Genomic DNA, 26,194 nt, shown 5'->3' on the forward strand with positions numbered 1-26,194 from the left:
GGCGGCCGGCGTCAGGGTCCGTACGTCGTCTCAGGCCGCGCCCTGCGGCACCGGTCCGCTGCTCCCCCGTACCACCAGCTTCGGCTCCAACACCGCCTCCCTCGGCTGGAGTTCGGGATTCTCCAGCCGTTCGACGGCATAGCGCACGGCGTGTTCCGCCATCAGCACCGCGTCCTGGCGGACGGTGGTCAGGCCGATGGGCATGAGGTGGGAGAGGTGGCTGTCGTCGTAGCCGACGACGGACAGATCGCGGGGCACCTCGACGCCGGCCCGGGTCAGGGACATCAGCAGGCCCATGGCGCAGCGGTCGTTGCCGGCGAGGACCGCGGTCGGCAGCGGCCGGCCCTGCTCGCGTTCGGCGAGGAAGGTGCGGCCCGCCTCGATGCCCGACACCTCGGTGTGGTCGCCGGGGAGGACCCGGGCCCCGGACTCCAGTCCGTGCCGGCGCATCGCGGCCCGGTAGGCGCGCCGGCGTTCGGCCGAGCCGGGGCCGTGGCCGCCGTCGATGTGCACGATCCGGCGGTGCCCCAGTTCGACGAGGTGGTCCATGGCCTGCCGTACGCCCTTGCCCTCGGCGGAGTGGACGAAGTCGACGTGGGCGTGGGGGACCCGGCGGCTGACGGAGACGGCGACGGTGCGGCGCCCCAGTTCCTGGAGGAACGCGGGCTCGGCGAAGGAACCGAGCAGGATCAGCGCCTCGCAGCGGTGGCTGAGCAGCGCCTCGACCGCCTTCTCCTCGCTGCGGCTGCGGGTGGAGCCCGACAGCAGGACTTCGTAGCCGAGGCGTTCGGCCTCGGGGTAGATGCCCTCGATGAGGTTGGTGTGGAAGGGCTGCTGCACGGTGAACATCACGCCGAGGGTGCGGCTGCGGCCGCGGGCGAGCAGCCGGGCCGCGCTGTCGGGCCGGTAGCCGATCTCGTCGGCGACCTTCAGCACCCGCTCCCGGGTCTCCTCGCTCGCGCCCGGCTGGTTGCGGAACACGATCGAGACCAGCGCCCGCGAGACCCCCGCCCTCGCGGCGACGTCCGCCATCGTGGGCCGCTGCCTGCCCGAAGCGTCCACCTGAACCCACCCTCCCGTGTGCCCGCCCCGGCGGGGGTGTGCAAGCTCCTGGCCGTCGGCCGTTGTCCTGACATGTGGATGGTGGTCATCGTACTCGGCGCGGGTCAGGGCACGGCGGGGCCGGTGATCGGCTTGCCGTCGTCGCCGTAGGGCCAGACATTGGGGACGCAGCCGTTCATGCCCTTGATCTGCTGCATCATCGCGGGGGCGGGCTTCCCGGCGCCGGGGCAGCCGACATGGCCGTGGCCGAGGTAGTGGCCGACCTCGTGGTTGATGATCAGCGCCCGGTAGGAGGGGATGTCCTGGGCGTAGACGGGGGTGGCCAGTTCCCAGCGCTCCAGGTTGACCATGACCTTCCCGAAGACGCTGCAGTTGAAGTCGCCGTGGGTGTCCAGCCCGCCCTCCAGGCAGACCTTGTCGACGGTGCCGGGGGTGGCCACCTTGACGACGAAGTCGGCGGTCCCGCCGGAGACCCGCTGGAAGGCGAGGGCGCCGTCGGCGGTCCAGCCGCGCGGGTCGGCCAGGATGGTGTCCACCTGCCGCGCCACGTCCGCGGTGGAGAGCCGGAGCCCCGTCTCGACCTCGACCCGGTAGCGGAGGGGCTTCTTCCCCTTGCCGACCGGGTCGCTCCCGCCGGAGGCGGTGACGAAGGTTCCCGGGCCGGTGCCCGGGAGGGGGACCGTGGTCCGGGAGGGGCTCGGCGAGGAACTCGCCGGGGCCGAACCGGACGAGCCCGAGGAGGACGTGCCGGGGCGCGGGGTGGTGCGGCCGGGGGTCGGTCCGGCCGCGCCGGAGTCGCCCGACCCGGAGACGCCCGACCCGGAGGCGTCCGACTCCGAGGCGCCCGATCCGCCGGCGCCCGAACCGGAGGCCCTCGCCCCGGAGGCACGCGACTGCGAGGCGCTGGGCTCGGCGCTCGCGGCGCCCCCCGCCTTCGACAGCAGGTCCTTGCCGGCCGGCAGCGCCCAGCCCACGGCGGCGAAGCCGGCGACCCCCAGGGCGGTCGTCGCGGCGAGTCCTCCCCACAGCAGGCCCTTCCCGCGGCGCCGCCCGGCGGCGTGCGCGGGGCCACTCCGGCGGCGGCCGGTGGCGGAGGGCTTTGCCTTGTGCTCGCTCAATGTTCAGCCAGACTGTGAAGTTGATGTGATCGGATCCGACTCAGACAATAACGGAATCGTAACGAGTGATCATCCGGTCTATGTGATCATCCGGTAACAGCGCCCCCTCGGGGACCGGCGGTCCCGATACTGAGCCCATGCCACGTGTTCTGCTGATCGAAGACGACCGCGCCGTCCGGGAAGGGGTCGCGCTGGGGCTGCGGCGCCAGAGCCATGAGGTCGCCGCCGTCCCGACCGGGGAGGAGGGCATGGACCGGCTGCGGTCCTTCCGGCCCGACGTCGTCGTCCTCGACCTGATGCTGCCCGGCATGAGCGGCCTGGACGTGTGCCGCGCCGTCCGCGCCGTCGACCAGACCCTGCCCATCATCATGGCGACCGCGCGGGGTGATGACGTGGACATCGTTGTCGGTCTCGAGGCGGGCGCGGACGACTACGTCGTCAAGCCGGTGCAGGCCAGGGTGCTGGACGCGCGGATCCGTGCCGTGCTGCGCCGGGCGGGCGGAGCGGCCCCGGGCGACAGCGGGCTGCCGAAGATCGACACGTACGGGGAACTGGCCATCGACCGGGCCGGACTCTCCGTCACCGTACGGAACACCCCGGTCCAGCTCGCCCCCTCCGAACTGCGGCTGCTGCTGACCCTGTCCGCCTCGCCGGGGCAGGTGTTCAGCCGGCAGCAGCTGCTGGAGGCGGTCTGGGAGCACAGCTACCACGGCGACGCCCGGCTGGTGGACGCCTGCGTCAAACGGCTGCGCGCCAAGATGGGCGACCCGCCGCGCGAACCGCGCTACATCCAGACCGTCCGCGGCTTCGGCTACCGGTTCGCGTCGCGGTGAGAGGCGCGGCACGGGCGCAGGTGAAGGGGGCGCGCACGCCGTCCCGGGTGGTGCTGCGGGGACTGCGGGTGCGGCTGGTGGTGGCGTTCGGGCTGGTCGCCGCCCTGGCCACCACCACGACCGGAGCGCTGACCTTCCGCGAGGCGCGCAACGGGGTGCTCCAGCAGAGCCAGGACACCGTCATCCGGCAGCTGCGCACCCAGGTCAGCCGGCTCGCCACGGGCGTCGGCTACCCGCCGACCGAGGACGTGCTCCGGCGGTTCGCGGCCGACGTGGCGCTCGCCGAGCCGTCCGGAACCTGGCGCGTCCTCGTCACCTACGAGGGGATCAGCGCGGCCTCGGTGCCCGGCTACCCCTTCGACGAGGTGACGCCGGCCGTGCGCGAGGCCGTCGGCTCCAGTATGGCCACCGTGTTCCAGCGGGTGCGCGGCGATGGACGGACCTCCCTGGTCGTGGGTATGTCGGTCGTCTTCACCTCCGCCGAGGGCACGCTGGTACCCACCGGGATCCAGGTCTTCCTGACCGTGCCCCAGACCGGCGAACAGCAGTCCGTCGACGCGCTGGTCACGGCCATCGAACGGGCGACCGCATCGGCGCTCGGCGTCGCCGTGCTGCTCGCCCTGTTCGCGGCGCGCGGGGTGCTGCGGCCGGTGCGGGCGCTGCGCCGGGCGACCCGCAGCATCGCCGAGGGCCGGCTCGACACCCGGCTGGACGTCAACGGCTCCGACGAACTCGCCGATCTGTCCCACACGTTCAACGAGACCGCGGCGGCGCTGGAGCAGTCCGTCGCCGAACTGCGCGGCATGGAGGCGCGGGCCCGCCGTTTCGCCTCGGACGTCTCGCACGAGCTGCGCACCCCGCTGGCCGCCATGTCGGCGGTCACCGACGTGCTGGACGAGGAGGCCGCCCGCCTCGATCCGGACACGGCGACCGCGGTACGGCTGATCAGCGAGGAGACCGTGAAGCTGGCCCGGCTGGTGGAGGACCTGATGGAGATCTCCCGCTTCGACGCGGGGGCGGCGGTCCTGCACCTGGACGAGATCGACCTCGCCGAGTCGATCCGGCGCACGGTCTCCTCCCGCGGCTGGTCGGACGCGGTCGAGGCCCGGCTGCCGGGACCCGACGAGCTGCGCGGCCGGGTCGATCCGCGCCGGCTGGACGTGGTGGTGGCCAACCTGGTCGGCAACGCCCTGCGGCACGGCGGCCGGCCGGTGCGTCTGACGCTGTCCGAGGGCGGGCCGCACGCCACGCTGCGGCACGCGGTGCTGGAGGTGGCCGACAGCGGGCCGGGCATCCCCGAGGACGTGCTGCCGTACGTCTTCGACCGCTTCTACAAGTCCGACAGCGCGCGCACCCGCACCGAGGGCAGCGGGCTGGGCCTGGCGATCACCGAGGAGAACGTACGGATGCACGGCGGCACCGTCCGCGCGGCCAACCGTCCGGGCGGCGGTGCCGTCTTCACGGTGGAACTCCCGCTGCGGCGGGACGAGTCGGCGTGGGAGAACCTGTGACGAGACCGCTCTGCCGTGCGGCGCTGCTGATCGTCGGCGCGGCGCTCGCGCTCTCCGGCTGCGGCATCCCCTCGACCGGCGTGGTCGAGGCGGGCGGTCCGGCGAGCGGGATCACCGCGACGACCCCGCTCTACTTCGTCCAGGACGGCGCCCTGGTCGCCATACGCCGTGCGGTCCCCGAGGCCGGGGACGCCGCGGCGGCCATCGAGGAGATGCTCCAGGGCCCGGACGTGGTGGAGCGGTCCCGGGGGGTGACCACGCGGGTGGCCCGGACGTCGGGGCCGGGTTCCCTCTTCCCGGCCGACGGCACCGTCGAACCGGGCGCCACGGTGTTCCCCTCCGCCGCCGCGACCGAGGCCGCCGCGGAGCCGGTACGGGCCACGGCGGAGGGCGACCGGGTGTCGGTCGTCCTGCCGCGGGGGGTGAAGGCGGAACGCTCCGCCCTGGCGGAGCGGCAGCTGATCTGCACGGCGGGCCGGGCCTACCGCATGGCCCTGCGGGACACGGCGCCGGTGACGGTGACCGTGACCGCCGCCGACGGCGCGCGCGCCGAGGGCACCGACCAGGACTGCCCCGACCCGTAGGACGGCCGGGACTTGGGGACGCCCGTGGTACCGGGGTACCACGGGCGTCCCGAAGATTCCCCCGGGGACCCAGGGATCGGGCCTCGCGCGCTCCTACCTTCGAACGCGTAACCGCGGTGCCGCCGCGGCCGAGTGCGAGGCAGGAAGGCCCATTCCCATGATCGAAGCGCGTGAGCTGACCAAGCGGTACGGGGACAAGACGGTGGTCGACCAGCTGAGCTTCACGGTGAAGGCGGGCGAGGTCACCGGCTTCCTGGGGCCGAACGGGGCGGGCAAGTCCACCACCATGCGCATGATCATCGGGCTGGACTCCCCCACCTCGGGCGCGGTCACGGTCAACGGCCGGGCCTACGCCCGGCACACGGCCCCGCTGCACGAGATCGGCAGCCTGCTGGAGGCCAGGTCCGTCCACCCCGGACGCAGCGCGCGCAGTCATCTGATGGCGCTGGCGCACACCCATGGCATCGCGCGCCGCCGGGTGGACGAGGTCATCGAGCTGGCCGGGCTGACCAGTGTGGCCGGCAAGCGGGTGGGCGCCTTCTCGCTCGGCATGGGCCAGCGGCTCGGCATCGCCGCGGCGCTGCTCGGTGATCCGGCGATCGTGATGCTCGACGAGCCGGTCAACGGCCTCGACCCCGAGGGCGTGCTGTGGGTGCGCAATCTGCTGCGCTCACTGGCCGACGAGGGGCGGGCCGTGATGCTCTCCTCGCATCTGATGAGCGAGACCGCGCTGATCGCCGACCATCTGGTGATCATCGGACGGGGACGGCTGCTCGCCGACACCACGGTCGAGGACTTCACCCGGGAGGCCGGCGGCGGCGGGGTGAAGGTCGCGAGCACGGAGGCCGTACGGCTGCGCGCGCTGCTGGCCGGGCCGGACGTCACCCTCACCTCCTCCTCCACCGAGGAACTGCTCGTCAGCGGGCGGGACGCACGGGAGATCGGGGCGATCGCCGCGCAGCACGGGGTGCCGTTGTACGAGCTCACCCCGCAGTCCGTCTCGCTGGAGGCGGCGTTCATGGAACTCACCCGCGATGTCGTCGAGTACCAGAGTGCTCCGGCCGGCACCGAGCGAAAGGCCGCCTGATGCCCACCACCGCGCTCCGCCGCTCCCGGCGCCCCGGTCTGTCCGTGGCGCCCGCCCCCGGGACGGACGCCTCCGCCGGGTACAAGGTGACCTTCGTCCGGGTGCTGCGCTCGGAGTGGGCCAAGTTCTGGTCGCTGCGCTCCAGTTGGATCACCCTGGGGGTCGCCGTCTTCCTGCTGGTGCTCTTCGGGGCGGTCGCCAGCTACACCTACAGCCCCGATGCCGCCGCGGCCGGCGGGCCGCCCGGGCCGGGCAACGGCGGTGACAGCGACGCGGTCGGTCTGGCGCTGACCGGTGTGACCTTCGCGTCACTGGCCGTCGGCGTCCTCGGGGTGCTGCTGTCGGCGGGCGAGTACACCACCGGCATGATCCGCTCCACGCTGGCCGCGGTGCCGCGCCGGCTGCCCGTGCTGTTCTCCAAGGCGGCCGTGATCGGCCCGATCGCCCTGGTCCTCACCACCGTCGGCGCGCTGGCCGCGTTCCTGCTGGGCTCCCCGGGGCTGGACGGCGAGCGGATCGCGCTCTCGCCCGGCGACGACGGTGTCCTGCGCAGCCTGGCCGGGGCCGGGGTCTACCTCGGCCTGGTCGCCGTGTTCGGTGTCGCGCTGGGCGTGCTGCTGCGCTCCTCCGCCGGGGCCATCGCGGTGCTGGTCGGCGTCCTGCTGATCCTGCCGGGGCTGGCCTCGCTGCTGCCGGACTCCTGGTACGACACCCTCAGCCCCTACTTCCCGAGCAACGCGGGCTCGGCCGTCTACGCCCTGCACCAGTCCTCGGACGCCCTGTCGCCCGGGGCGGGGCTCGCGGTGTTCGCCGGCTGGGTGGCCCTGGCGCTGGCCGGTGCGGCGTACCGGCTCGTCAGGTCCGACGCCTGACCGGGGCCGGGACAATGGTGTCCATGAGCGCGCCGCGCGCGGCAGCCGCCGCCGACACCGCCCGGGGGACGGCCCTCCCGTCGTCCCCCGGGTTCGACGACGCCTGGGCGCATCCGCTGCTCGGGCGGCTGCTGCGCGACCAGAGCCGCCGGCAGCGGCTGGACCGCCGGCATCCGTGGCTGCTGGACACCGCGGTCGTGCTGTTCGTCCTGGCGATCACCCTGCCGGACCTGCTCCGGGGCGACCGCACCTCGCCGTTCGGCGAGACCGAAGCCCACGACCAGGTGGCGAACGGTGTCCTGTACCTGCTCGTCGTCGCTCTCGTCCTACCGCTGTGGTGGCGCCGCAGGGCCCCGGCCGTCACCTATTTCGTGATCGCCTCGGTGTTGCTGGTCCAGTGGTCGCTGGGCGTCTGGCTGCCGACCGGGATGGCCGTGCTGATCGCCCTGTACACCCTGGCCCGCCGGGGTTCCCTGCGGATGCTGGGCTGGGCCGCGGTGGTGACGGCGGCGGAGCTGCTGCTGGCCGTCTTCGTCCTGGTGCCCATGGAGCACCCCCTGTTCGGCGTGTTCTTCCTGCTGGGCACGGCGACCGCGGCCGTCGCGGTCGGGCTGACCCTGCGGATCCGGCGGATGTACCTGGAGGCGCTGGAGGACCGGGCCCGGCGGCTGGAGATCGAGCAGGAGCAGCGCCTGCGGCTCACCGCGTCCGCCGAGCGGTCCCGGGTGGCGCGCGAGATGCACGACATCGTCGGCCACAACCTCTCCGTCATGGTGAGCGTGGCCGACGGCGCCGCGGTCCTCGCGGGCAACCGGGGCGAGCGGTCGGAGGAGGCGCTGCGCATCCTCGGGGACACCGGCCGCCAGGCGATGAACGAACTGCGCCGGGTGCTGGGTGTCCTGCGCGAGGAGCAGCGGGACGAGGTGCGGCTGCTCGGGCCGCAGCCCGGCGTCGGGGACCTGGACGCGCTGCTGGGCCGGGTCCGTGCGGCGGGTGTGGGCGTGACGTACCGGACGGTGGGCGATCCCGGCTCCCTGGGCAGCGGGGTCCAGCTCACCGTGTACCGGGTCGTCCAGGAGGCCCTGACCAACACCCTCAAGCACGCGGGGGCGGGATCCTCGGCCGAGGTCACCGTCACCGTCGACGCCGGGGAGGTGCGGATCAGGGTGGCCGACACCGGCGTACCGTCCGGGGCGCCGCCGCGTGCGCGGCCGGGCCGGGACGACGACGGCCCCGGGCACGGGCTGGTGGGCATCCGTCAGCGGGCCGCCATGTACGGCGGCACCGTCGTCGTCGGGCCGCGCGACTCGGGGCACGGCTGGCTGGTGGACGTGGTGCTCGACGTTCCCGCCGCGTCGGCTCCGTCGGCTCCGTCGGCTCCGTCGGCTCCGTCGGCTCCGTCGGCTCCGTCGGCTCCGTCGGCTCCGTCGGCTCCGTCGGCTCCGGGAGATCATCTGTCATGACCACCGTACTGATCGCGGACGACCAGCCCTTGCAGCGCATGGGCTTCCGCATGCTGATCGAGGGCACCCCGGGCCTGGACTCGGTCGGCGAGGCGGCGCACGGCGCCGAGGCCGTCCGGCTGGCCGCGCAGCTGCGCCCCGACGTCGTCCTCATGGACGTCCGGATGCCCGGCATGGACGGCCTGGAGGCCACCCGCCGGATCGTCGCCGGCGGCGGCCGCACCCGCGTCCTCATCGTCACCACCTTCGACCTCGACGAGTACGCGTACGAAGGGCTGCGGGCCGGTGCCAGCGGCTTCCTCCTGAAGGACGCGCGCCCCGAGGAACTCGTCGCGGGCATCCACGCCGTGGCGACCGGGGACGCCGTCGTCGCCCCGAGCCTGACCCGGCGGCTGCTGGACGCGTACGCCCATCAGGTCCTCGCGCCCGGCGGAGCGCCCGTGGCGGAGGATCCCCGGCTGCGGACGCTCACCGACCGTGAGCGCGAGGTCCTCGTCGCCATCGGGCAGGGCTGGACCAACACCGAGATCGCCGAACGGCTCTTCCTCACCGAGTCCACCGTGAAGAAGCACGTCGGCCGCGTCCTCGCCAAGATCGGCGCGCGCGACCGCATCCAGGCGGTGATCACGGCGTACGACGCGGGGCTGGTCAGGGCGAGGGGGTAGCCCCCGCCACGTGCCGCGGGACGTCAGCCGTCGGCGAGGACGCCACCGCCGAGCGCGGGGACGGTCCGCTCCGGACGGACGAGCGAGCCCGCCTGTTCCACCGGCTCCTCCCGCCGGGAACCGACTGATCCGACCGGCTCCGGGGACCCCCGAGGGACGCACCACGGGCCGGGGCCGGGACGTGGCAGGCGTGGCAGGGCGTGGCAGGGCGTGGCAGGGCCGACGTACCCGGAAGACCGGTCCTATGGTGGCCTGATGTGCTGGAGTGCGACGGCCGATCTGGTGGCGGGCGCCGGTGTCGCGGCCGTCGGGGTGGCCTCGGTGGCTCGGGTGCGCGAGAGGCGGGATCTGCCGCTCGCCGCGCTGCCGCTCCTGCTCGGGGCCCATCAGATCGTCGAGTCGGCCGTCTGGCACCGGGGCGGGGGCGGCGGGGCCGCCACCGTCGTCTGGGCCGTCATCGCCCTGCCGCTGCTGGCGCTGTGGGTGCCCGCCGGGGTGTGGTGCGCGGCCGCGCCGCCCGCCCGTCCCCGGCTGACCGTGCCGCTCGCGGTGGGGACCGCGACCGCCGCGGCCCTCGCCCACGGGCTGGCCACCCGGCCGATGACGGCCGAGATCCACGGCCGTACCGTCGGCTACGCGTTCGGCCTCCCCCACCCACCGGTCCTCGTCGCGGGCTATCTGCTGGCCACCGTGGGCTCCCTGCTGCTGTCCGGCGACCGCCGGCTGACCCTGCTGGGGGTGCTCGTTGCCGCGGGGGCACTGGTGTGCTGGGCGCTGTGGCGGCTGGAGTTCGTCTCGACCTGGTGCGCGCTGGCGGCCGTGTGCTCGGTGGTGCTGTTCGACTGGGTGCGCACCCGGCCGCCCGCCAGGACGCCCCTCGGTCAGGTCAGGTGAGTTTCGTCGTGGCCCGCCCGGCCCGGCCGCGGAGAGCCGACCGGGGCGGGTCCCGGGGTGCGCGGTGCCGGGGCCCGGTGGAGGCTGTGCAGCATGGCGGGCAAGCGCGGGCGCGGTGACGCGGCGGAGGACGTGGAGGCGGTGCTCGACGGCCTCTACACCACCCCGCCGTCCGGTTTCGTGGCGCGCCGTGAGGAACTGGCGGTGGCCGCCAGGACGGCGGGCCGGGCGGAGGACGCCCGCCGGATCCACGGCGCCCGCCGGCCCACCCTCGCCGCCTGGGCCGCGAATCTGCTCCTGCGGTCACAGCCGGAGGAGAGCCACCGGTTCCTGGAGCTGGGGCAGGCCCTGCGCAGGGCCCACCGGGACCTGGACCCGGCCGGGGTCAGGGAGTTGTCCGCGCAGCGCCGCATGCTCGTCGCCGCGCTGACCCGTCAGACGGCCGACCTCGCGCTCGACGCCGGGCAGCGGCTGTCGGCCGCCGTACTGACCGAGGTCACGGCCACCTTGCAGGCCGTGCTCGCCGACCCCGCCGCGGCGGACCGGTGGGCCGGCGGCCGTCTGGACAGCGCCCTCGTCCCGCCGTCGGGCTTTCCGCCGGGCCTTCCGTCGGGGCCTGCCCGGGAGAGCGCCGTCCGGAGCGGGCCGGCGCACCCTCCGCGTACGGACGAGCTCGCCCGGGTGCGCCGGGAACGCCTCACCCGGGCCCGTGAGGCGGCCGACGCCGCCGCGCGGAGGCTGGACGACCGGCGCGTGGAACACACCGACGCCGAGGCGGCCGTACAGCGGGCGCGGGACCACCACGGGCGGGCCCGGCAGGAGGTGGAGGACACGGAGGAGGCGCTGCGGCGGGCTCGGGAGGCGCTGCGGACGGCGGCCGGCGAGGAGCAGCGGGCCCAGGAGCGGTACCGCACCACCGCCGACGCCCTCGCCCGTGCGGAGCGGGAGGCACGGCGGGCCGCTCGGGAGGCGGAACGGCTCGAACCGTCTCCCGAGGACGACCGTGAGTAGGGGGGTGGTCCGCTCCCCCGGGCGCCCCGGGAGGCAGGATGGGGGCATGAGCGTAGTCAAGATCAATGAAGCTGTCAAGGTAAGCACATAGTCCTGACCTGCAGCGATGCGCGCCACGCGACCCGCTTTGATCCAGACCCCCCGGGTGTCTATTTCGCGGAAATGCGCGTAACCATGGGGGCCGGGTCCCTGAGGGCCCTTCGCTCAGAGATTGGCCCACCCCCCCTTGGGCCCAGACATGAGAAAGACCGTCCACCACAGTGGGCAGACGGTCTCTCAAGTCGGGTCGGGTCACTCCGTGTCGGCAAGCGCCCGATACAGCGTCGCGCGGGACACCTTGAGCGCCTTGGCAATGGCCGTCACACTCTCACCCTTCGCCTTCCGGGCACGAGCGGCAACCAGCTTGTCAGCGTCCATGACGGACGGCCGTCCACCCGTCCGACCCTGAGCCTTGGCAGCGTCCAGACCCGCCCGTGTGCGCTCAACGATCATGTCTCGCTCAAGCTCAGCAAAGGCAACCATCATCGTGAAGAAGAACTTGCCCTCACCCTTCGGCGAGTAGCTACCAGCCAGCGTGCCCGTCAGAATCCGCAGCGCGATCCCCCGGGCGTGCAGATCCTCAGCGATCGTGAGCACGTCCTTGGTGGAACGGCCCAAACGGTCCAGCTTCCACACGGTGAGGGTGTCACCCTCCCGCATGTAGTCGAGAGCAGCGAGCAGCCCGGCACGGTCGGCGTTCTTGCCGGACGCCTTGTCCTCGAAGATGCGGGAGCACCCTGCCTCAGCGAGAGCGTCCGCCTGAAGCTGCGCATCCTGCGCGTTGGTGCTGACTCGCTGGTAGCCGATCAGGGTTCTGGTGTTCTTCGTCGTCATACCGAGATCGTCTCATAACCCGTCTCAAAACATCAAGCCTTTCAGGCATGTTCTGAGACGGGTTTTGGACACAGGAAGCGCCCTGGGGACCGCCTCATGGCGGCCGTCTCAATAACCATCGTTTGATAGACGCTCAAGAGGACGTCGAGTTGGAGTACGCCAGGACGGCCGGTATCCGTCAGCGAGGGTCTGAACCCCCAGTCAGCCTCTGACGATGCAGAAGGGGTGCCCAGCCGGATCGGTGAGAACCCGCGCCTTGACCCCATGGGGCTGGTGATCCGGCTTGCCCGCGCCCAGCTCCAGCAGCCGGGCCTCGGCTTCCCCCAAGTCCTCCTCGACCTTGAAGCAGATGTGAAGCTGCTGGGGAACGGTCTGGTCAGGCCAGCGCGGAGCCCGGTAGCCGTCGACCCGTTGAAAACCGATGGAGAGCCCGTCCTCACGGTCGAGAGCCGCGAAGTCGGCGTCCGACTTCGGGTGGGGTTCGAGGCCGGTGGCCTGCTGATAGAACGCCGCCAGAGCCAACGGATCAGGGCAGTCGAGTGTTATCGCGCTCAACTTCATCTGCAGGGGCATGACACCTCCGGACGATCAGTGGACTTCCCTGATGCACACTCTAGAGACGACTGCCTAACGAAGCGCGGGATTATGCGCCTACATGCCCGCTGAGCTGCGGTTTTCCCACCAGTTTCGACTATTTCCCGGGCGCGCGCACGGCGGGTAGGGCGGGGGTGCCGGAAGGGGAGCCGGAAAGGTTTTGGCCTCCCCCTTCCCTGCCCCCTGTGGGATCAGCTCAGCGTCAGATGCGGCGGTGACCACTCGTCCATGAGTTGATCCTTCTTCGACGCGTTGCACAGCACGCAGACCACGCGCATGTTGGCAACGGTCGAGAGCCCGCCCCGGGATATGGGGATCAGGTGATCAATCACGCCCCCCTCGGGCAGTGGAGCCGAACAGTGAGAGCACCCGGCGTCCCCATGCGCCTTACGCACACGGCGTTGAAGCGTCACTCGTCGCGCCACGGTGCGTTGCACCTTCTGGCATGGACGGCACACAGTGTCACGGAACTTGAGGACCACAGGCTTACCGCAGCGACGGCACGGCACCGGCTCAGGCTTGGTACGGGCACGCTTACGGACGTACTCAGCGGCACGGCGGCACGCGTCAGAGCAGTAGGCACGATCACGGCCATTCGACAGACCTACAGACTTTGAGCACTTCGGCCCCTGGCACGGCTTGCGGGCCGCCTCTTCCCTCTCGCGCTCCAATCGCTTGCGGCGCTCAGTCTGGCGCGACGCGTCCACCTCCTCAGCGCAACGTACGCAGTAGAGCGCCCAGGGAGCCCGGCCATGCGGCTCATTGCAGCGATGGCAGCGCGGAGCGCCAGCGGCAGCACGCGCCTCCTCACGCGCACGACGGGCGGCCACCTGCAACCGGGCTGACTCAACGCACAGGCTCGCGCCGCACGTGCTGCGATCCGCACGGGGACGTGGGGCACCGCACTCCGAACACGTGGCGCGCGCCTCATCAAGGGCAGACAAGCAAGATCACCGTTCCATTTTTGTTGATCATGAACCGCTCCGGCGAGGGCGCTACAGGCCAGCAGCCGCAAGGGTCGAGACAGGGTTCCGGGCAGGGGGTAAAGAAGCAAAGCAGGGGATAGCGGGCCCCACCCCCCGGACGTCACTTCGTCACCCCACCGACGAAACCCGAACCGAAGTGCGACACCATGCCCGACTCTAGACACAGCCGCCGACAGCACCTCAGGGGGGCACACACCCCCAGGAGTGCCGAAGCGGCCCGCCGCCGGGGGTTACCGACAACGGGCCGTGGATGGCGCTCAGGCGGGCGCCTACTTAGCTGGTACATCCGTCCAGTGCACGGCCACCCGTTCCGCCGTGTTCGCGTTTCGGCCCCTGCCGACGCTGCGTGCGACGCTCACACGGTCAACGAACAGCGCAAGGAACTCCCGCCGTGCGGAAAGGTCCCAACCGCCCCATGTCGACTCCGGGCCAAGGGGGTCCCCCTCCGGCGCAGTCCACTCTGACGGGATGGCTACCGTGTCAGCCTCAGCGGTTCCCAGCGCTTCCACGCGCCCGGCCGTACGCGCCTCATGTGCTGTCAGTCGTTCCACGGACTCACGGAACATCTGATCACCCACGGCACCCGCGTACAGACCTGCCTGCCGGTCGACGTACAGCGTGCGGAGTGCTTCCCGTACGTGCTCCAACTCGGCGCGTGCGGCAGCTAGTTCTGCCTGCCGTTCGCCCGTGTCCGCCTGAGCTGCGAATCGGCGCGCCGCTTCGGCAAGCCATTCCAGATCTTCAGGGTCCCCCGGGTCCAGCGCAGTCAGGCGGGACCACACCGTACGGGCCACCACGTCATCGGCAGCATCCATGTTGATGGCCAGCCCGCCATGCCCCTGCACTGCGCCGGACTGGGCACGGTTGCACCGGTAGAGCTGCTTGTCGTTGCGCTTGTCCGTGACCATGGAGCTACCGCAGACGCCACAGAAGAGCATTCCGGCGCCTCCTAGCAGCGATGGCACCGACCGACCACCCTGGCGAACCACGTGGGGTGTGCGGCCGTCGAGCACGTCTTGAAGGCGCCACCAGTCATCGGCGGGAACGATCCCTTCATGCGCCACCAGCGGGGCTCCCGAGGCGTCGCGTAGGACGGCGCGCTTGGTTCCCTGACGCTCAGCCGCATAGCCAGCTAGGCGGGGATCACGCAGGATGCGCAGCACGGTAGAAGACACCCACACCGTACGCTCCAGCGGCTTGCTTACGCCCCTGTCCCGCCGGGCGGTCACCCGCGCTGTCATGTCCGCCGCTTTGGTCGGCACGCCTTCGCCATTCAGCTTCCGGGCGATGGCCGAAGCCGCCATGCCACCGAGCGCCCAAGACACCATGTCGCGTACGTGGGGGGCCTCAGCGGGATCCGGGACCAGCTTGACCACCACCAGTTCCCCGCGCGGCTCACGCGTCGACTGGAAGCCGTACGGAGCCATGCCGGACACGTGGGAGCCCGCAGCGCGCAGGGTCTCTTTCGTCGCGGTGATGTACGCCGACTTCATGTCGGACTCTTGCTGAGCCAGCGCAGCGATCAGACCGAAGATTGCTACACCCATAGGAGTGGACGTATCCAGGTACGGTTCCTCGACGCTGACAAGCAGCACGCCGTGCTTGGCCAGCTCCTTGTTGATCAACATGGCTTCGAGGGCGCCCTGACGCGTGAGACGTGACAGCGAGAACACGACCACTGCGTCTACGTGCCCGGCGCGAACGGCGGACATCATCTCCTCGAACTCGGGCCGGACGACCTTCGGGTCCCATCCGGATTTCCCCACGTCAGCGAAGTGACCGGCGCTGTCCCAACCCTTGGCCGTGATCAGCGCCTCGCACTTGGTTCGCTGCGCTTCCGGGGACGACGCGGAATCGTCTTCCCGTCGCTTGGACTGCCGGATGTAGGAGACTGCACGCACGTGGTCCAGGTTAGGGGTCCAGCCGTGGCCCCGTTTGGCGAGAGGTGTCATGTGCCTAGTGTGGTAAAGATCAACGTACTGACCGTCCCGGCCGAGCAGCGGGAGACCCTCGAGAAGCGGTTCGCCGCGCGGGCGCACGCCGTGGAGAACTCGGACGGGTTCGAGTGGTTCGAGCTGCTCCGCCCGGTCGAGGGCACCGACACCTACCTCGTCTACACGCGCTGGCGGGACGAGGAGTCGTTCCAGGCGTGGATGGAGGGCCCGATGAAGTCCGCGCACCGGGGCGGTGCGGAGGGTGAGCAGGCCAGGCCCGCCGCCTCGGCCGCGACCCTGTGGTCCTTCGAGGTGGTGCAGCAGGCGGCCCCGAAGGGCGCGTAGCCGGTCGCGCCGGTGGGCGGACGGGGTGCCGCCCGCCCACCGGTCGCGGTCATCCGTCGTACACGGCGATCTCGGTCGTCGTCGGGGTGTACTGCTCCGTGGCGATCTTCCCGGTGGGCGCCACCCGCAGCAGGGAGGTCGTGACGCCGCCGAAGCCGGTCACGGTGAGGTCATGGCCGATGCCGGTGTCCCGGCTCGCGAACGTCACCCACGTCCCCGTCCCGGTGTCCCAGCGCTGCAAGGCGAAGGTCCGCACCCTCGGGTTGGTGCCGGAGTCGGTGTACTCGTCCAGAGAGACCTGGTCGAAGGTGGTGTCGGTGCCGAAGCCGATGTCGAGGGTGACCGGGTAGGCCGCGTCCTCGGCCGCCGCCCAGCGGGTGGCGGGGCTGCCGTCGGTCGGTTCGTCGGCGGTGAGGGTGCCGTTCGCCCCGGGGTGGGTGCCGAGGAAGTCCTCGCTGCCGAGGTGCGGGTTGTACCGGCCCGCGTCGACCAGCGGCGAGTCGTCGCGGAGCGCGAAGTGCGCCGCCGCCTCACGGATCCGGTTCACGCTTCTGAGTGAACGGCTTCCTGCTCGGCCGCCACCGGGAGGCCGGCCCTCAGCTGACCCTGTACTGCCCGGCCCCGCTGCTGCGGACGGGCGACAACACGGTCACCGTGCTGGATCTGGAACGCCTCGGCACGGCAGTGGAGTTGCGGGAACAGGCCGGACCGGGGCCGCCGGAGGAGTACGCGGAGGAGTTCGACCGACAGCTCTCCTCCGGCCGGGATCGCCGTGGGCGGGGCGTGCACGGATGTGCCACGTCGTCATATCGCGCATGATCGCCGTACCGCCGGGGGCCGCCGGGACGCGGGACCCAGCGGGCCGGACGTGCGCTGTGTCCCGATGGTTCTCACCGGCGCAACCGGTGCGGCGACCCGCTCGCCGACCGTGGCCCAGCGTCCCAGGAAGCGCCGGAGGGCGGTGGTGTCGAAGCGGAGCAGGGCCGCGCCCTCCGATGCGCGCAGCTCCACGGTGGTGTGTGCCGGTCCGTGCGGGCGGACCCGCACACTGCCCCCGTCGGCCGGGCCCTCCAGCCCCTGTTCCAGAAGGGCGCGCGCGAACACCCAGGTGACCTCCTCACCGTCCAGCGAGGCGCAGGCGGGGAACACCAGCCGTACGGAGAGGGGGTCGTCGGAGGTGCAGCGGAGGTTGGCGGGCACGGCCAGCTCCCGCTGGTCATGGGTGAGCAGGCAGGCGCCCATGGGCTGGTCGAGGCTGATGTACACGGCGGTCTCCGAAGGGGGCGGGGCGGCGGCAGGTTCCGCGGACTCACCCTGGAGAGCGTGGCGCGGGCCAGTCATTACGCCACTCCGGAGAACGCCGTCATGACGTGCGTCACATGGGGTCAGCGCGTCCAGTAGCGGATGTTGCGGAAGCGGGCCTCGACGCGGCCGGAGCCGTGGTCGTAGACGCCGTTCTTGAAGTAGCGGGTGGCGGGGCCCCGGTCGGCGACGGTGAGGGCGAGGGAGTCGTCGAGGTAGACCCTGATGGTGCCGGTGCCACTGGTCGCCCGGTGGGCGATCTTCACGTTGAACCAGGTGTCGTACGCGTCCGTCCTGAGCACCGTGCCGTCGTAGCGCCGTACGGTGCCGCCGTCGGTGTCGTAGACGTTGAGCATGATGTCGGTGGCCGGGGTGCCCGAGGGGTGGACGCCGCGCAGGATCTGGACGAAGGACGCGCCGTCGGTGCCGGAGGGCAGGTAGACGTCGGCGTCCCACATCCGCTCGCCGGTGGTGTAGTCGACCTGCCAGCGCATCTCGGTGCGCGGGTCGGTGGCGCTGCCCTCCTGGAACGGTTCGTCGGTGGCGTACACCCACATGCGGTGCACGCCGCCGCTGTAGCTGTGCCGCTCGGCGAGGTCGAGGTTCCAGGGCTTGTGCCAGCCGTAGGTGAACGAGGTCTGCGTCCAGCCGTCGGTGGGGGCGGCCGCGGCCGGTGCCGCCGCGACGACCCCGCCGGCGAGCAGTCCGCCGCCCGCCCGTAAGAGGGTTCTGCGGTCCATCGGATGTCCTCTCCACGCGATCATGTTGTCAGGGGCACGCCAGCAGACAATCGCAAGACATCGGAGGAGTCAAGGTTCAGGGCCATTGACAGGTCTACACAAGGTGCCTACGTTCCCCGATACACCCGATGAATCCCATGTGTTGATGACCCATCAGCTACGGAGGACGATGATGACCTCACAGTCGGGGAAGGACTCGGCGGTCCCCCGCAGAACCGTGCTCGGCACCGCTCTCGGCGGCGCGGCGGGCGCCGCACTGCCGCCCGCGCCGGCCCGCGCGGCGGCAGACGCCGAAGGCCCCGCCGGGCGTCCGTGGCGGCTCCGCGACACCATGGCCACCGGCCGCGCCTGGGCGGACTTCCTGCGCCGCCAGGACCTGCTGTGGACCAGGCTGCCCACCCGCTGGTACGAGGGCCCGTTCCTCGGGGACGGGCTGCTCGGCAGCATGGTCTACCAGGAGCCGGGCGAGAACCGGATCCGGTTCACCGTGCAGCACGGCCGGGTCCAGGACCACCGGCCCGAGTTCGGCAGCGGCTGGGGCACCTGCCGGCTGCCGGTCGGGCATCTCACGCTCGAACCGGTCGGCACCATCACCGCCGTCGACTGGCGGCTGAGCCTGTGGAACGCCGAGCTCACCGGCACGGTCACCACCACGGCCGGCACCCTCACCCTCGCCGCGTTCGTCCACGACGAGGTGCTGGCCGCCCGGGTGACGGCCGACGGCGGCGAGCAGGTCCTGTGGACCTTCCACCCCGAGGACGCCGTCAGCCCCCGCCGGATCAGCGAGGCCCCGCCCGCCGGCTACACCGCCAACCCGCCCTGGACCGTGCGGACCGCCGCCGACGGCACCGAACAGGTGCTCCAGCCGCTCAGCGGCGGCGGTGCGACGGCCACCGCCCACCGCCGCACCGGCGCCGAACTGCTGCTGAGCGTCGGCCACGGTTTCCCCTCCGGCACATCCGCCGAGGCCGACTCGCTGCGCAACCTGCGGCGCGCGGTCTCGTACGGCCGTCTGAGGCAACGTCACACCCGCTGGTGGCACGCCTTCTACCCGAAGAGCTTCGTCTCGTTCCCCGACCAGCGGTTGCAGAGCTTCCACTGGATCCAGCTCTACAAGGTCGCCTCCGCCAGCCGCGCGGGCGGTCCCGTCATGGCGACCTCCGGCCCCTGGCTGGAGCCCACCCCGTGGCCCGCCGTGTGGTGGAACCTCAATGTGCAGCTGGAGTACTGGCTGATCCACGGCTCCAACCACCCGGAGCTCGACGCCCTCGCCACCACCCTGCGGCAGAACCAGGAACAGCTGATCGCCAATGTGCCCGCCGCCTACCGCGCGGACAGCTCCGGTGTCGGCCGCAGCTCCGACATGTTCGCCCACCGGGAGGTGGGCCGCCCCGGCACCGGCGCCGAGACCGGCGACCTCACCTGGGCGCTGCACAACGTGTGGCTGTCCTACCGGCACTCCATGGACAAGGCCCTGCTGCGCGACACGATCTACCCGGTGCTGCGCCGGGCGATCGCCTACTACCTCCACTTCCTCACCCCGGGCAGCGACGGCAGGCTCCATCTGCCGAGCACCCTCTCCCCCGAGTACCCGGTCGTCCCCCCGCAGGACACCAACTACGACCTCGCCCTGATCCGCTGGGGCTGCCGGACACTGCTCGACTCCGCCGAACTCCTCGGCGTCGACGACGCCTCGGCGCCCCGCTGGCGGGAGGTGCTGGCGAGACTCACGCCGTACCCGGTCGACGACAACGGCTTCATGATCGGCGCCGACACCCCGTACGCGCAGTCCCACCGGCACTACTCGCACCTGCTGATGGTGTACCCGCTGTACCTGGTCACCTGGGACCAGCCCGAGAACCGGGAGCTGATCACCAGGTCGATCGAGCACTGGCACGCGCTGACCGGCGCCCACCGCGGCTACAGCTACACCGGCGCCGCCTCGATGTACGCGATGGCCGGCGACGGCGACACCGCGCTCGGCCATCTGCGGAAGTTCTTCGACCCGGCCACCCGCTACCCCTGCCGGGCCAACACCCACTACACCGAGGCCGGTCCGGTGATCGAGACACCGCTGTCCGCCTCACAGTCGCTGCACGACATGTTCTGCCAGAGCTGGGGCGGGGTGATCCGGGTCTTCCCGGCCGTCCCGTCGGCCTGGGCGGACGTCACCCTGCACGGGTTCCGCACCGAGGGCGCGTTCCTGGTCAGCGCGGTCCGCGAGGCGGGGGTCACCCGGTTCGTGCGGGTGAGGAGTCTGGCGGGCGAGCCGCTGAAGGTGCGGCACGGCCTCAGCGGCCGGCTCACCGTGCTCCTCGACGACGGCAGCCCGGCCCGCACCCACGACCTGGGCGACGGCACGCTCGGCATCGACCTGCCCCAGGGCCGCGAGGTGCTGATCCACTCCGGCACCCGTCCCGACCTCGTCATCGCGCCGGTCCCCGTCAGTGCACCGGGCGCGGCCTGGGGACTGCCGTAACGACCGTCCGTCCACCCCCACCACCGGGAAGGCTCACATGGCTGTTCCGATCAGAACCGCGGTCGCCGGGCTGTGCGCCGGGCTGCTGGCGGCACTCCTCACGAACGCCCCCGCGCAGGCCGGGCAGCGGGAGGAAGGGGCATGGACCGTGTCCTCGGCGGCGCACGCGCCCCACGCACGGATCTCCCTGGACGACACCACCGGCACGCTGAGCCTGTCGGTGACCCGTGCGGGCCGTACGGTCCTCGAACCGTCCCCCCTCGGCATCGTCACCGAGCAGGCCGACCTGTCACAGGGGTTGCGCTTCCTGCACGCCAGGAACCGTACGGTGGACGAGCGTTACCGGGCGGTGTCCGGCAAACGGCTCGACCGCAGGGCGCACATGAGGGAGACCCGGCTGTCCTTCGCCACCGCGGCGGGCGCCCGCCTCGACCTCGTGGTGCGCGCCGCCGCCGACGGCGTGGCGTACCGGTACGTCCTGCCCAGCGGGTACGGCGACGTCCTCGGCGAGGCCTCCGCGTTCCGTCTCCCGGCGGACGCGGACGCCTGGCTGAGCGCCTACCGGGTCGACAACGAGGGGCAGTTCGCCGAGTACACGGCGGCGACCGCGCCCACCCGCACCTACGCGGACCAGGCACTGTTCGCCACCCCGGGCGGCTACACGCTGCTCGCCGAGTCCGGCCTGACCGGCTCCTACTCCGGTGCCCGGCTCGCCCACACCCAGGGCACCGGCACCTACCGGATCCAGCTCGCCGACGAACGGGTGCACACCGAGGGGCGGTCGGCCACCCCCTGGCGGGCCATGATCACCGGCGACCTCGCCACCGTCACCCGCTCCACCTTCACCGACGACCTGGCCCCGGCGTCCGAGGTCGCCGACCGCTCCTGGATCCGGCCCGGCACCGTGCTGTGGACCTGGCTGGCCGGCGGCCGCACGGCGGGGCAGAGCCTCGCGGCGCAGAAGGCGTACGTCGACTACGCCGCCGAGCGGGGCTGGCCCTACGAGGCGGTCGACTCCGGCTGGTACTTCAAGAAGGACGAGTGGGACGTCACCGATCCCGACTGGCAGACCACGAGCTGGATGCCCGAACTCGTCCGGTACGCACGGGCCAGGGGCGTCGAGATCATCGTCTGGATCCACCAGCGCGACCTCGACACACCCGCGGAACGCGCGCAGTGGCTGCCCACGCTGGAGCGGTGGGGCGCCAAGGGCGTCAAGATCGACTTCATGAACTCCGAGACGCAGTCGATGCTCCAGTGGTACGACACGATCCTCCCGGAGACCGCCGCCCACCACCTCATGGTGGACTTCCACGGCTCCACGATCCCCAAGGGCATCCAGCGCACCTGGCCGCACGTGATGACGCTGGAGGGGGTCGGCGGCGAGGAGAAGCGCACCAACACCGCCGCCCACCTCACCACCCTGCCCTTCACCCGGAACGTCATCGGCTCCATGGACTTCACCCCCGGCGCCTTCCAGCGGGTCGGCCTGCGCCCCAACTCCGACGCGGCCGAGGTGGGACTGACCGTCGCCTACGAATCAGGACTCCAGATGCTCGCGGGCACCCCCGAGTCGTACGACGAACGCCCCCTCGCCCGAGCCTTCCTGGACCAGCTCCCGGCCGCCTGGGACGACACCCGGCTGCTCGCCGGACGGCCCGGGCGGGAGGCGGTGCTCGCCCGCCGCAGCGGCGACCGCTGGTTCTTGGGCGGGGTGTACACGGGCACCGCGCGTACGGCGGAGGTGCCGTTGTCACTCGGTCCCGGGCGCTGGCTGGTCGAGACGGTCCAGGACGGCACTGGCGGTCTCGTCCAGAACCGGCAGGTCCGGCGCGACGGCGACACCCTCACCGTCGCCGTCGCGGACAACGGGGGCTTCGCGGCCCTGGCCTGCCCGTGGCGGCCGGGGGTGAACACCTGCTACCGCTGAATCCGATCGGCTCGACGGCAGTGGTCACACCCGGCCCGGATATCCGGAGGAGGACGCCGACGGTCCCCGCACGCGACTCCGGTTGCGGCCACGCCAGGTGCGAGGGGAACAGCGAAGCGGCCGAGTAGGTCACGACCGGGCCCCATGGTTCCTGGAACCAGTTCCACGCCGGTTCCCGCCAAGCGGGGCTCCACCAGAACGACATCACCCCGCCGGTGAGGTGCACCGTCTGCCGTTCCAGGCGACGGTGCACCCGTCGAGAATTCTGGAATTGTTCAGATTCTCATGGGCCCCATGAGGGGCGGCCGCACTGAATCACTCGTCTCAGGTGGATTCGGAGCGTGCGCCAAACCGGCCGCCCTGGTCTGTAATTCCCAGAGAAGGCCCGCACCGGATCCATCTCCACCAGTCACCTCCCCGTTCCTCAACCGGAGACGAAGAAGTAGTAGCTCTCCGGCGTTTCGACCCCCACGAGCATCGCACGCCGCCCCTCACCCGTGATCAGGCAGACCGGAATTCCAGCCGGCGCCTTGAGCACACCCGGGGTGTAATCCGCCTTGTTCTCCGAACAGCGCGACGGGTCGATTTCTCCGGGAAGGCCAGGCATGAGGCGAGACCCGTTCACGGCCTTGAGGTCGTCACCCTTGAATCTCGCGAAGTCCGCCACGCCGTCCTGAGGCGCATCGACGTCCACTTGCTGACCGATGTCGACCTGCACCTTCACACAGTCGCCGCAAGGAAAGTCCAGAAGACTCTCCACATCCCCCGCGTTCGCCTCCCATGGACCGACACTGGCACGGCCCGCAGAGGCCGACGGAGGCCCACTCGAGGGTGAACTGCCGGACGCGGCGCCGTCTCGGGGCTGGGTCGCGTACAGCAGGAGAACGGCCACGGTCACCAGGCCAAGGGCTACGAGAACAACCCACCTGGCCGCTTTGAACCCATGCCCAGAATTTTCCGGCTGCTTCGGAGGTGTAACCGGGGCATTGACGATCACCGTCCTCGAGAACAGTGATCTGACATTGGCTGCGACCCCACCCCTGTCAGCTTGCGCATGGGTGACACGTTGCCGCTTGACCTCTTCGTCTCCCCGCACGGATTTCCTCGTTCTCATTTCACCGAACACGGCCAACGCGATGCCCAGAATCCCGGCGAGGGCCCCACTCAAGCTCAGCCAGGTGATAATGATGCTTTGCTCACCCAGTCCCGCCAGCAACCCCATGGAGATCAGACCGATCAAGGAGGGCACTCCGAGAACAACCGTACCCGGCGAGAATCGATTCATGGCGGCCAGTATGCATGACTCACAAAGCGTGAGGCATGGGCCTTTACTCTTGTACCTCCGCATCCTCCACCGCACCCGTGGGCGGGCCGACATGGGCCAGAAGGCGGCCCGTGCGCTGCTGTCCCTGATCGAGGGCCGGCGGCTGCTCATGGAGCACATGGAGGTCGGCACCCAGCTCGTGGTCCGCAACTCGACGGCACCGCCGCGCCAGGGCTGACCCACCGGCCGCGGGGCCCCGGAGCGTAGGCTGAAGGGGTCGGGCGCTCCTCCGCGGTTCCGCCCCGCCCGCCCTTGATTTTGCCGTGCATTACCTGTGACTGACCCGACCTTTGCCTGCCGGGGTCCGCCGTTCGCCTGGCCTTCACGCGGGGCAGGCCCGGGGCCCCTAGGGTTGCGGCGCCGCTCCCCCCGAACGTCCGTCGCTTCTGTCCCGGAGGACAGTCATGGCCGCCGTCAAGGCTCCCCAGCGCAACCGACGTCCCCTCGCCGCACTCGCCGGCGCCGTCGCCCTCACCGCCGCCTCGATCGGTGTCTGGGCCGCCACGGCCACCACCGCCCAGGCCGCGGCGCTCCCGACCCCCGACCACGTGGTGGTCGTGGTGATGGAGAACCACGCCTACTCTCAGGTGATCGGCAGCTCCAGCGCCCCCTACCTCAACAACACGATCAAGGCGGGCGGGGCGAACCTCACCCAGTCCTACGGTCTGACCCACCCCAGCGAGCCGAACTACTACATGCTCTTCTCGGGCTCCAACCAGGGCCGCACCGACGACAGCTGTGTCTCCGTCGGCTCGATCTCCGCCCCGAACCTGGCCTCCGAGCTGATCGCCGCAGGCAAGACCTGGGCGAGCTACAACGAGTCACTGCCGAGCCAGGGTTCGACGACCTGCAGCAGCGGCAAGTACGCGCAGAAGCACAACCCGTGGTTCGGATTCTCCAACGTGCCGACCAGCACCGCGAAGACCTTCGCGCAGTTCCCGACCGACTACACGGCCCTGCCGAAGGTGTCCTTCGTCGTGCCGAACCTGTGCAGCGACATGCACGACTGCTCGGTCTCCACCGGCGACACCTGGATCCAGAACAACCTGGGCGCGTACGCCACCTGGGCCAAGACCCACAACAGCGTCCTCGCCGTGACCTTCGACGAGGACAACAAGCTCTCCGGCAACCGCATCCCCACCCTGTTCTACGGGGAGCACGTCACGGCCGGCAGCTCCAGCGCCACCACCTACAACCACTACAACGTGCTGCGCACGATCGAGGACCTGGCCGGCCTGTCCGCACACGCGGGCAACGCCGCCTCGGCCTCCGACATCACCGGCATCTGGAACTGACGCCGGTGTACCTCGCGGACTCCCGCGGCACCAGGCCCGCCGTCGCCCGGGACATCCGTCCCGGGCGGCGGCCGGCCGCCGTGCCCACGACGGTGCTGGCCCTGGGCACGGTCAGTCTGATCACGGACGTCTCCTCGGAGATGGTCACCGCCGTCCTGCCGCTCTACGTCGTGGCGGGCCTCGGTCTGTCGCCGCTCGGCTTCGGACTCCTCGACGGCATCAACAACGGTGTCGGGGCGCTCGTACGGCTGGCGGGCGGGCACCTCGCCGACCGAGGGGGCCGCCGCCACAAGGCGGTCGCGGGCCTCGGCTACGGTCTGTCGGCGCTGTGCAAGCCGCTGCTGCTGTTCGCCCACACCCTGCCGGTGATCAGCGGTGTGCTCGCGGCCGACCGCACCGGCAAGGGGCTGCGCACCGCCCCTCGGGACGCCATGATCTCGCTGGCCACCGAGCCCGAGCGCCGGGGGCGCGCCTTCGGGGTGCACCGGGCCATGGACACCACCGGCGCGCTGCTCGGCCCCCTCGTCGCCTTCGCCGTGCTGCGCGCCACCGTCGACGGCTACGACGCGGTGTTCGCCGTCAGCGGCTGTGTGGCCGTGCTCGGGGTCCTGGTGCTGGTGCTGTTCGTGCCCGCCCGCATCACCCCCGCGAGTGCCGTACGAACGCCCGAGGCGATGCGGCCCACGCTGCGGGAGGCGTTCGCGCTGCTGCGCCGCCCCGGGCTGCGCCGGCTGACCGTGTGCGCGGCACTCCTGGGCCTGACCACGGTCAGCGACTCCTTCCTCTATCTGCTGCTCCAGCGCGAGGGGCGGCTGCCCGCCGACCTGTTCCCGCTGCTGCCGCTGGGCACCGCCGCCGTCTTCCTGCTGCTCGCCGTCCCGCTCGGGGCACTCGCCGACCGGGTCAGCCGCCGCCGGCTCTTCCTCGCCGGTCACGGGGTCCTGCTGCTGGGCTACGGCCTGGTGCTCTCCCCGTGGCACGGCGTCCCGGCCGTGATCGCCGTCCTCGTCCTGCACGGCACCTTCTACGCGGCCACCGACGGCGTCCTCGCCGCCGCCACCGCGGGTGCCGTCCCGGACCGGCACCAGGGCGCCGGGCAGGCCCTGGTCGGCACCGGTCAGGCGCTGGCCCGGTTCGGCTGCTCGCTGGCCTTCGGCGCGGCCTGGAGCCTGTGGGGCGGGCGGACCGCGCTCGCGGCCACCGCCTGCGCCCTGGCCGTCAGCACCCTGGTCGCCGCGTACGTCCTGCGCCCCGCCGCTGCCGCCGCACCCGACGAGGCGGTGACCGTATGA

General features: G+C 71.6%; 26 protein-coding genes. 16 read left to right on the forward strand and 10 right to left on the reverse strand.

The window, feature by feature from the left end; all coding sequences use genetic code 11:
- Positions 1–30: 30 nt before the first annotated feature.
- Together AQJ64_RS10825 and AQJ64_RS10830 are read right to left on the reverse strand one after the other, a co-directional pair.
- A complete protein-coding gene (locus AQJ64_RS10825; protein WP_055633376.1) occupies positions 31–1,032 on the reverse strand; it encodes a LacI family DNA-binding transcriptional regulator in 1,002 nt (333 codons plus the stop codon).
- A gap of 134 nt (positions 1,033–1,166) precedes the next feature.
- Complete coding sequence (locus AQJ64_RS10830; RefSeq protein ID WP_240512575.1) at positions 1,167–2,180, reverse strand: DUF3152 domain-containing protein; 1,014 nt, start codon at positions 2,178–2,180, stop codon at positions 1,167–1,169.
- Between the two features lie 137 nt (positions 2,181–2,317).
- Between AQJ64_RS10830 and AQJ64_RS10835 the strand changes: the two genes are divergently transcribed.
- The 9 genes from AQJ64_RS10835 to AQJ64_RS10875 all read left to right on the forward strand — a co-directional run bounded on the left by AQJ64_RS10835 (position 2,318) and on the right by AQJ64_RS10875 (position 11,100).
- Complete coding sequence (locus AQJ64_RS10835; RefSeq protein WP_055633375.1) at positions 2,318–3,013, forward strand: response regulator transcription factor; 696 nt, start codon at positions 2,318–2,320, stop codon at positions 3,011–3,013.
- A 77-nt stretch (positions 3,014–3,090) separates the two neighbouring features.
- On the forward strand, positions 3,091–4,524 hold the full coding sequence (locus AQJ64_RS10840; RefSeq protein ID WP_055633386.1) for a sensor histidine kinase: 1,434 nt from the start codon (positions 3,091–3,093) through the stop codon (positions 4,522–4,524).
- Positions 4,521–5,108, forward strand: a complete 588-nt coding sequence (locus tag AQJ64_RS10845; RefSeq protein ID WP_055633374.1) for a hypothetical protein — start codon at positions 4,521–4,523, stop codon at positions 5,106–5,108. The genes AQJ64_RS10840 and AQJ64_RS10845 overlap by 4 nt, the downstream gene beginning before the upstream one ends.
- A 157-nt stretch (positions 5,109–5,265) precedes the next feature.
- Positions 5,266–6,195: an ABC transporter ATP-binding protein gene (locus AQJ64_RS10850; RefSeq protein WP_055633373.1), complete on the forward strand. Its 930-nt coding sequence runs from the start codon at positions 5,266–5,268 to the stop codon at positions 6,193–6,195.
- Positions 6,195–7,067: an ABC transporter permease gene (locus tag AQJ64_RS10855; RefSeq protein WP_055633372.1), complete on the forward strand. Its 873-nt coding sequence runs from the start codon at positions 6,195–6,197 to the stop codon at positions 7,065–7,067. The genes AQJ64_RS10850 and AQJ64_RS10855 overlap by 1 nt, the downstream gene beginning before the upstream one ends.
- 23 nt (positions 7,068–7,090) lie before the next feature.
- Positions 7,091–8,530 (forward strand): sensor histidine kinase, encoded by a 1,440-nt coding sequence (locus tag AQJ64_RS10860; RefSeq protein WP_079061579.1) that lies wholly within the window; start codon positions 7,091–7,093, stop codon positions 8,528–8,530.
- Positions 8,527–9,195: a response regulator gene (locus AQJ64_RS10865; RefSeq protein WP_055633371.1), complete on the forward strand. Its 669-nt coding sequence runs from the start codon at positions 8,527–8,529 to the stop codon at positions 9,193–9,195. Before AQJ64_RS10860 ends, AQJ64_RS10865 begins: the two co-directional genes overlap by 4 nt.
- A 255-nt stretch (positions 9,196–9,450) precedes the next feature.
- A complete protein-coding gene (locus AQJ64_RS10870) occupies positions 9,451–10,089 on the forward strand; it encodes a DUF6629 family protein (RefSeq protein WP_055633370.1) in 639 nt (212 codons plus the stop codon).
- 93 nt (positions 10,090–10,182) lie between these two features.
- On the forward strand, positions 10,183–11,100 hold the full coding sequence (locus AQJ64_RS10875) for a hypothetical protein (protein WP_055633369.1): 918 nt from the start codon (positions 10,183–10,185) through the stop codon (positions 11,098–11,100).
- A 291-nt stretch (positions 11,101–11,391) separates the two neighbouring features.
- Here the strand turns inward: AQJ64_RS10875 and AQJ64_RS10880 are convergent, their stop codons facing one another.
- From AQJ64_RS10880 to AQJ64_RS10890, 4 genes are all read right to left on the reverse strand, one after another.
- Positions 11,392–11,973 carry a recombinase family protein gene (locus AQJ64_RS10880; protein WP_055633368.1) on the reverse strand — a complete coding sequence of 194 codons (582 nt, stop codon included), beginning with the start codon at positions 11,971–11,973 and terminating at the stop codon, positions 11,392–11,394.
- A 201-nt stretch (positions 11,974–12,174) separates the two neighbouring features.
- Positions 12,175–12,546, reverse strand: a complete 372-nt coding sequence (locus AQJ64_RS10885) for a VOC family protein (RefSeq protein ID WP_055633367.1) — start codon at positions 12,544–12,546, stop codon at positions 12,175–12,177.
- 212 nt (positions 12,547–12,758) lie between these two features.
- Positions 12,759–13,397 carry an HNH endonuclease gene (locus AQJ64_RS51995; protein ID WP_342342286.1) on the reverse strand — a complete coding sequence of 213 codons (639 nt, stop codon included), beginning with the start codon at positions 13,395–13,397 and terminating at the stop codon, positions 12,759–12,761.
- A gap of 425 nt (positions 13,398–13,822) precedes the next feature.
- Positions 13,823–15,505: a recombinase family protein gene (locus AQJ64_RS10890; protein WP_063788701.1), complete on the reverse strand. Its 1,683-nt coding sequence runs from the start codon at positions 15,503–15,505 to the stop codon at positions 13,823–13,825.
- Between AQJ64_RS10890 and AQJ64_RS10895 the strand changes: the two genes are divergently transcribed.
- Positions 15,506–15,832, forward strand: a complete 327-nt coding sequence (locus tag AQJ64_RS10895; protein ID WP_055633365.1) for an antibiotic biosynthesis monooxygenase family protein — start codon at positions 15,506–15,508, stop codon at positions 15,830–15,832.
- 49 nt (positions 15,833–15,881) lie between these two features.
- Here the strand turns inward: AQJ64_RS10895 and AQJ64_RS10900 are convergent, their stop codons facing one another.
- Complete coding sequence (locus tag AQJ64_RS10900; RefSeq protein WP_055633364.1) at positions 15,882–16,379, reverse strand: galactose-binding domain-containing protein; 498 nt, start codon at positions 16,377–16,379, stop codon at positions 15,882–15,884.
- Positions 16,380–16,387: 8 nt separating this feature from the next.
- Between AQJ64_RS10900 and AQJ64_RS10905 the strand changes: the two genes are divergently transcribed.
- Positions 16,388–16,651 carry a hypothetical protein gene (locus AQJ64_RS10905; protein ID WP_055633363.1) on the forward strand — a complete coding sequence of 88 codons (264 nt, stop codon included), beginning with the start codon at positions 16,388–16,390 and terminating at the stop codon, positions 16,649–16,651.
- Here the strand turns inward: AQJ64_RS10905 and AQJ64_RS10910 are convergent.
- Both AQJ64_RS10910 and AQJ64_RS10915 read right to left on the reverse strand, forming a co-directional pair.
- Positions 16,637–17,173 carry an SsgA family sporulation/cell division regulator gene (locus AQJ64_RS10910; RefSeq protein WP_244902646.1) on the reverse strand — a complete coding sequence of 179 codons (537 nt, stop codon included), beginning with the start codon at positions 17,171–17,173 and terminating at the stop codon, positions 16,637–16,639. The genes AQJ64_RS10905 and AQJ64_RS10910 overlap by 15 nt on opposite strands.
- Before the next feature lie 44 nt (positions 17,174–17,217).
- Complete coding sequence (locus tag AQJ64_RS10915) at positions 17,218–17,874, reverse strand: polysaccharide lyase family 7 protein (protein WP_055633362.1); 657 nt, start codon at positions 17,872–17,874, stop codon at positions 17,218–17,220.
- Between the two features lie 172 nt (positions 17,875–18,046).
- Between AQJ64_RS10915 and AQJ64_RS10920 the strand changes: the two genes are divergently transcribed.
- Together AQJ64_RS10920 and AQJ64_RS10925 are read left to right on the forward strand one after the other, a co-directional pair.
- Entirely contained in the window at positions 18,047–20,353 is a 2,307-nt protein-coding gene (locus AQJ64_RS10920; protein ID WP_206189675.1) for a glycosyl hydrolase family 95 catalytic domain-containing protein, read from the forward strand.
- 37 nt (positions 20,354–20,390) lie between these two features.
- Complete coding sequence (locus AQJ64_RS10925; protein WP_055633361.1) at positions 20,391–22,283, forward strand: glycoside hydrolase family 97 protein; 1,893 nt, start codon at positions 20,391–20,393, stop codon at positions 22,281–22,283.
- Positions 22,284–22,707: 424 nt separating this feature from the next.
- On the opposite strand, the gene AQJ64_RS48985 is transcribed toward AQJ64_RS10925, so the two are convergent.
- A complete protein-coding gene (locus AQJ64_RS48985; RefSeq protein ID WP_157880898.1) occupies positions 22,708–23,568 on the reverse strand; it encodes a hypothetical protein in 861 nt (286 codons plus the stop codon).
- A gap of 49 nt (positions 23,569–23,617) precedes the next feature.
- On the opposite strand from AQJ64_RS48985, the gene AQJ64_RS47885 reads away from it, so the two are divergent.
- From AQJ64_RS47885 to AQJ64_RS10940, 3 genes are all read left to right on the forward strand, one after another.
- A complete protein-coding gene (locus AQJ64_RS47885) occupies positions 23,618–23,785 on the forward strand; it encodes a LacI family DNA-binding transcriptional regulator (RefSeq protein WP_206189674.1) in 168 nt (55 codons plus the stop codon).
- A gap of 226 nt (positions 23,786–24,011) precedes the next feature.
- Complete coding sequence (locus tag AQJ64_RS10935; RefSeq protein ID WP_055633359.1) at positions 24,012–24,902, forward strand: alkaline phosphatase family protein; 891 nt, start codon at positions 24,012–24,014, stop codon at positions 24,900–24,902.
- A gap of 5 nt (positions 24,903–24,907) precedes the next feature.
- Positions 24,908–26,194 (forward strand): MFS transporter, encoded by a 1,287-nt coding sequence (locus AQJ64_RS10940; RefSeq protein ID WP_055633358.1) that lies wholly within the window; start codon positions 24,908–24,910, stop codon positions 26,192–26,194.

Origin of the sequence: Streptomyces griseoruber (genome assembly GCF_001514205.1) — a bacterium.
Taxonomy (GTDB): Bacteria; Actinomycetota; Actinomycetes; order Streptomycetales; family Streptomycetaceae; genus Streptomyces; species Streptomyces griseoruber.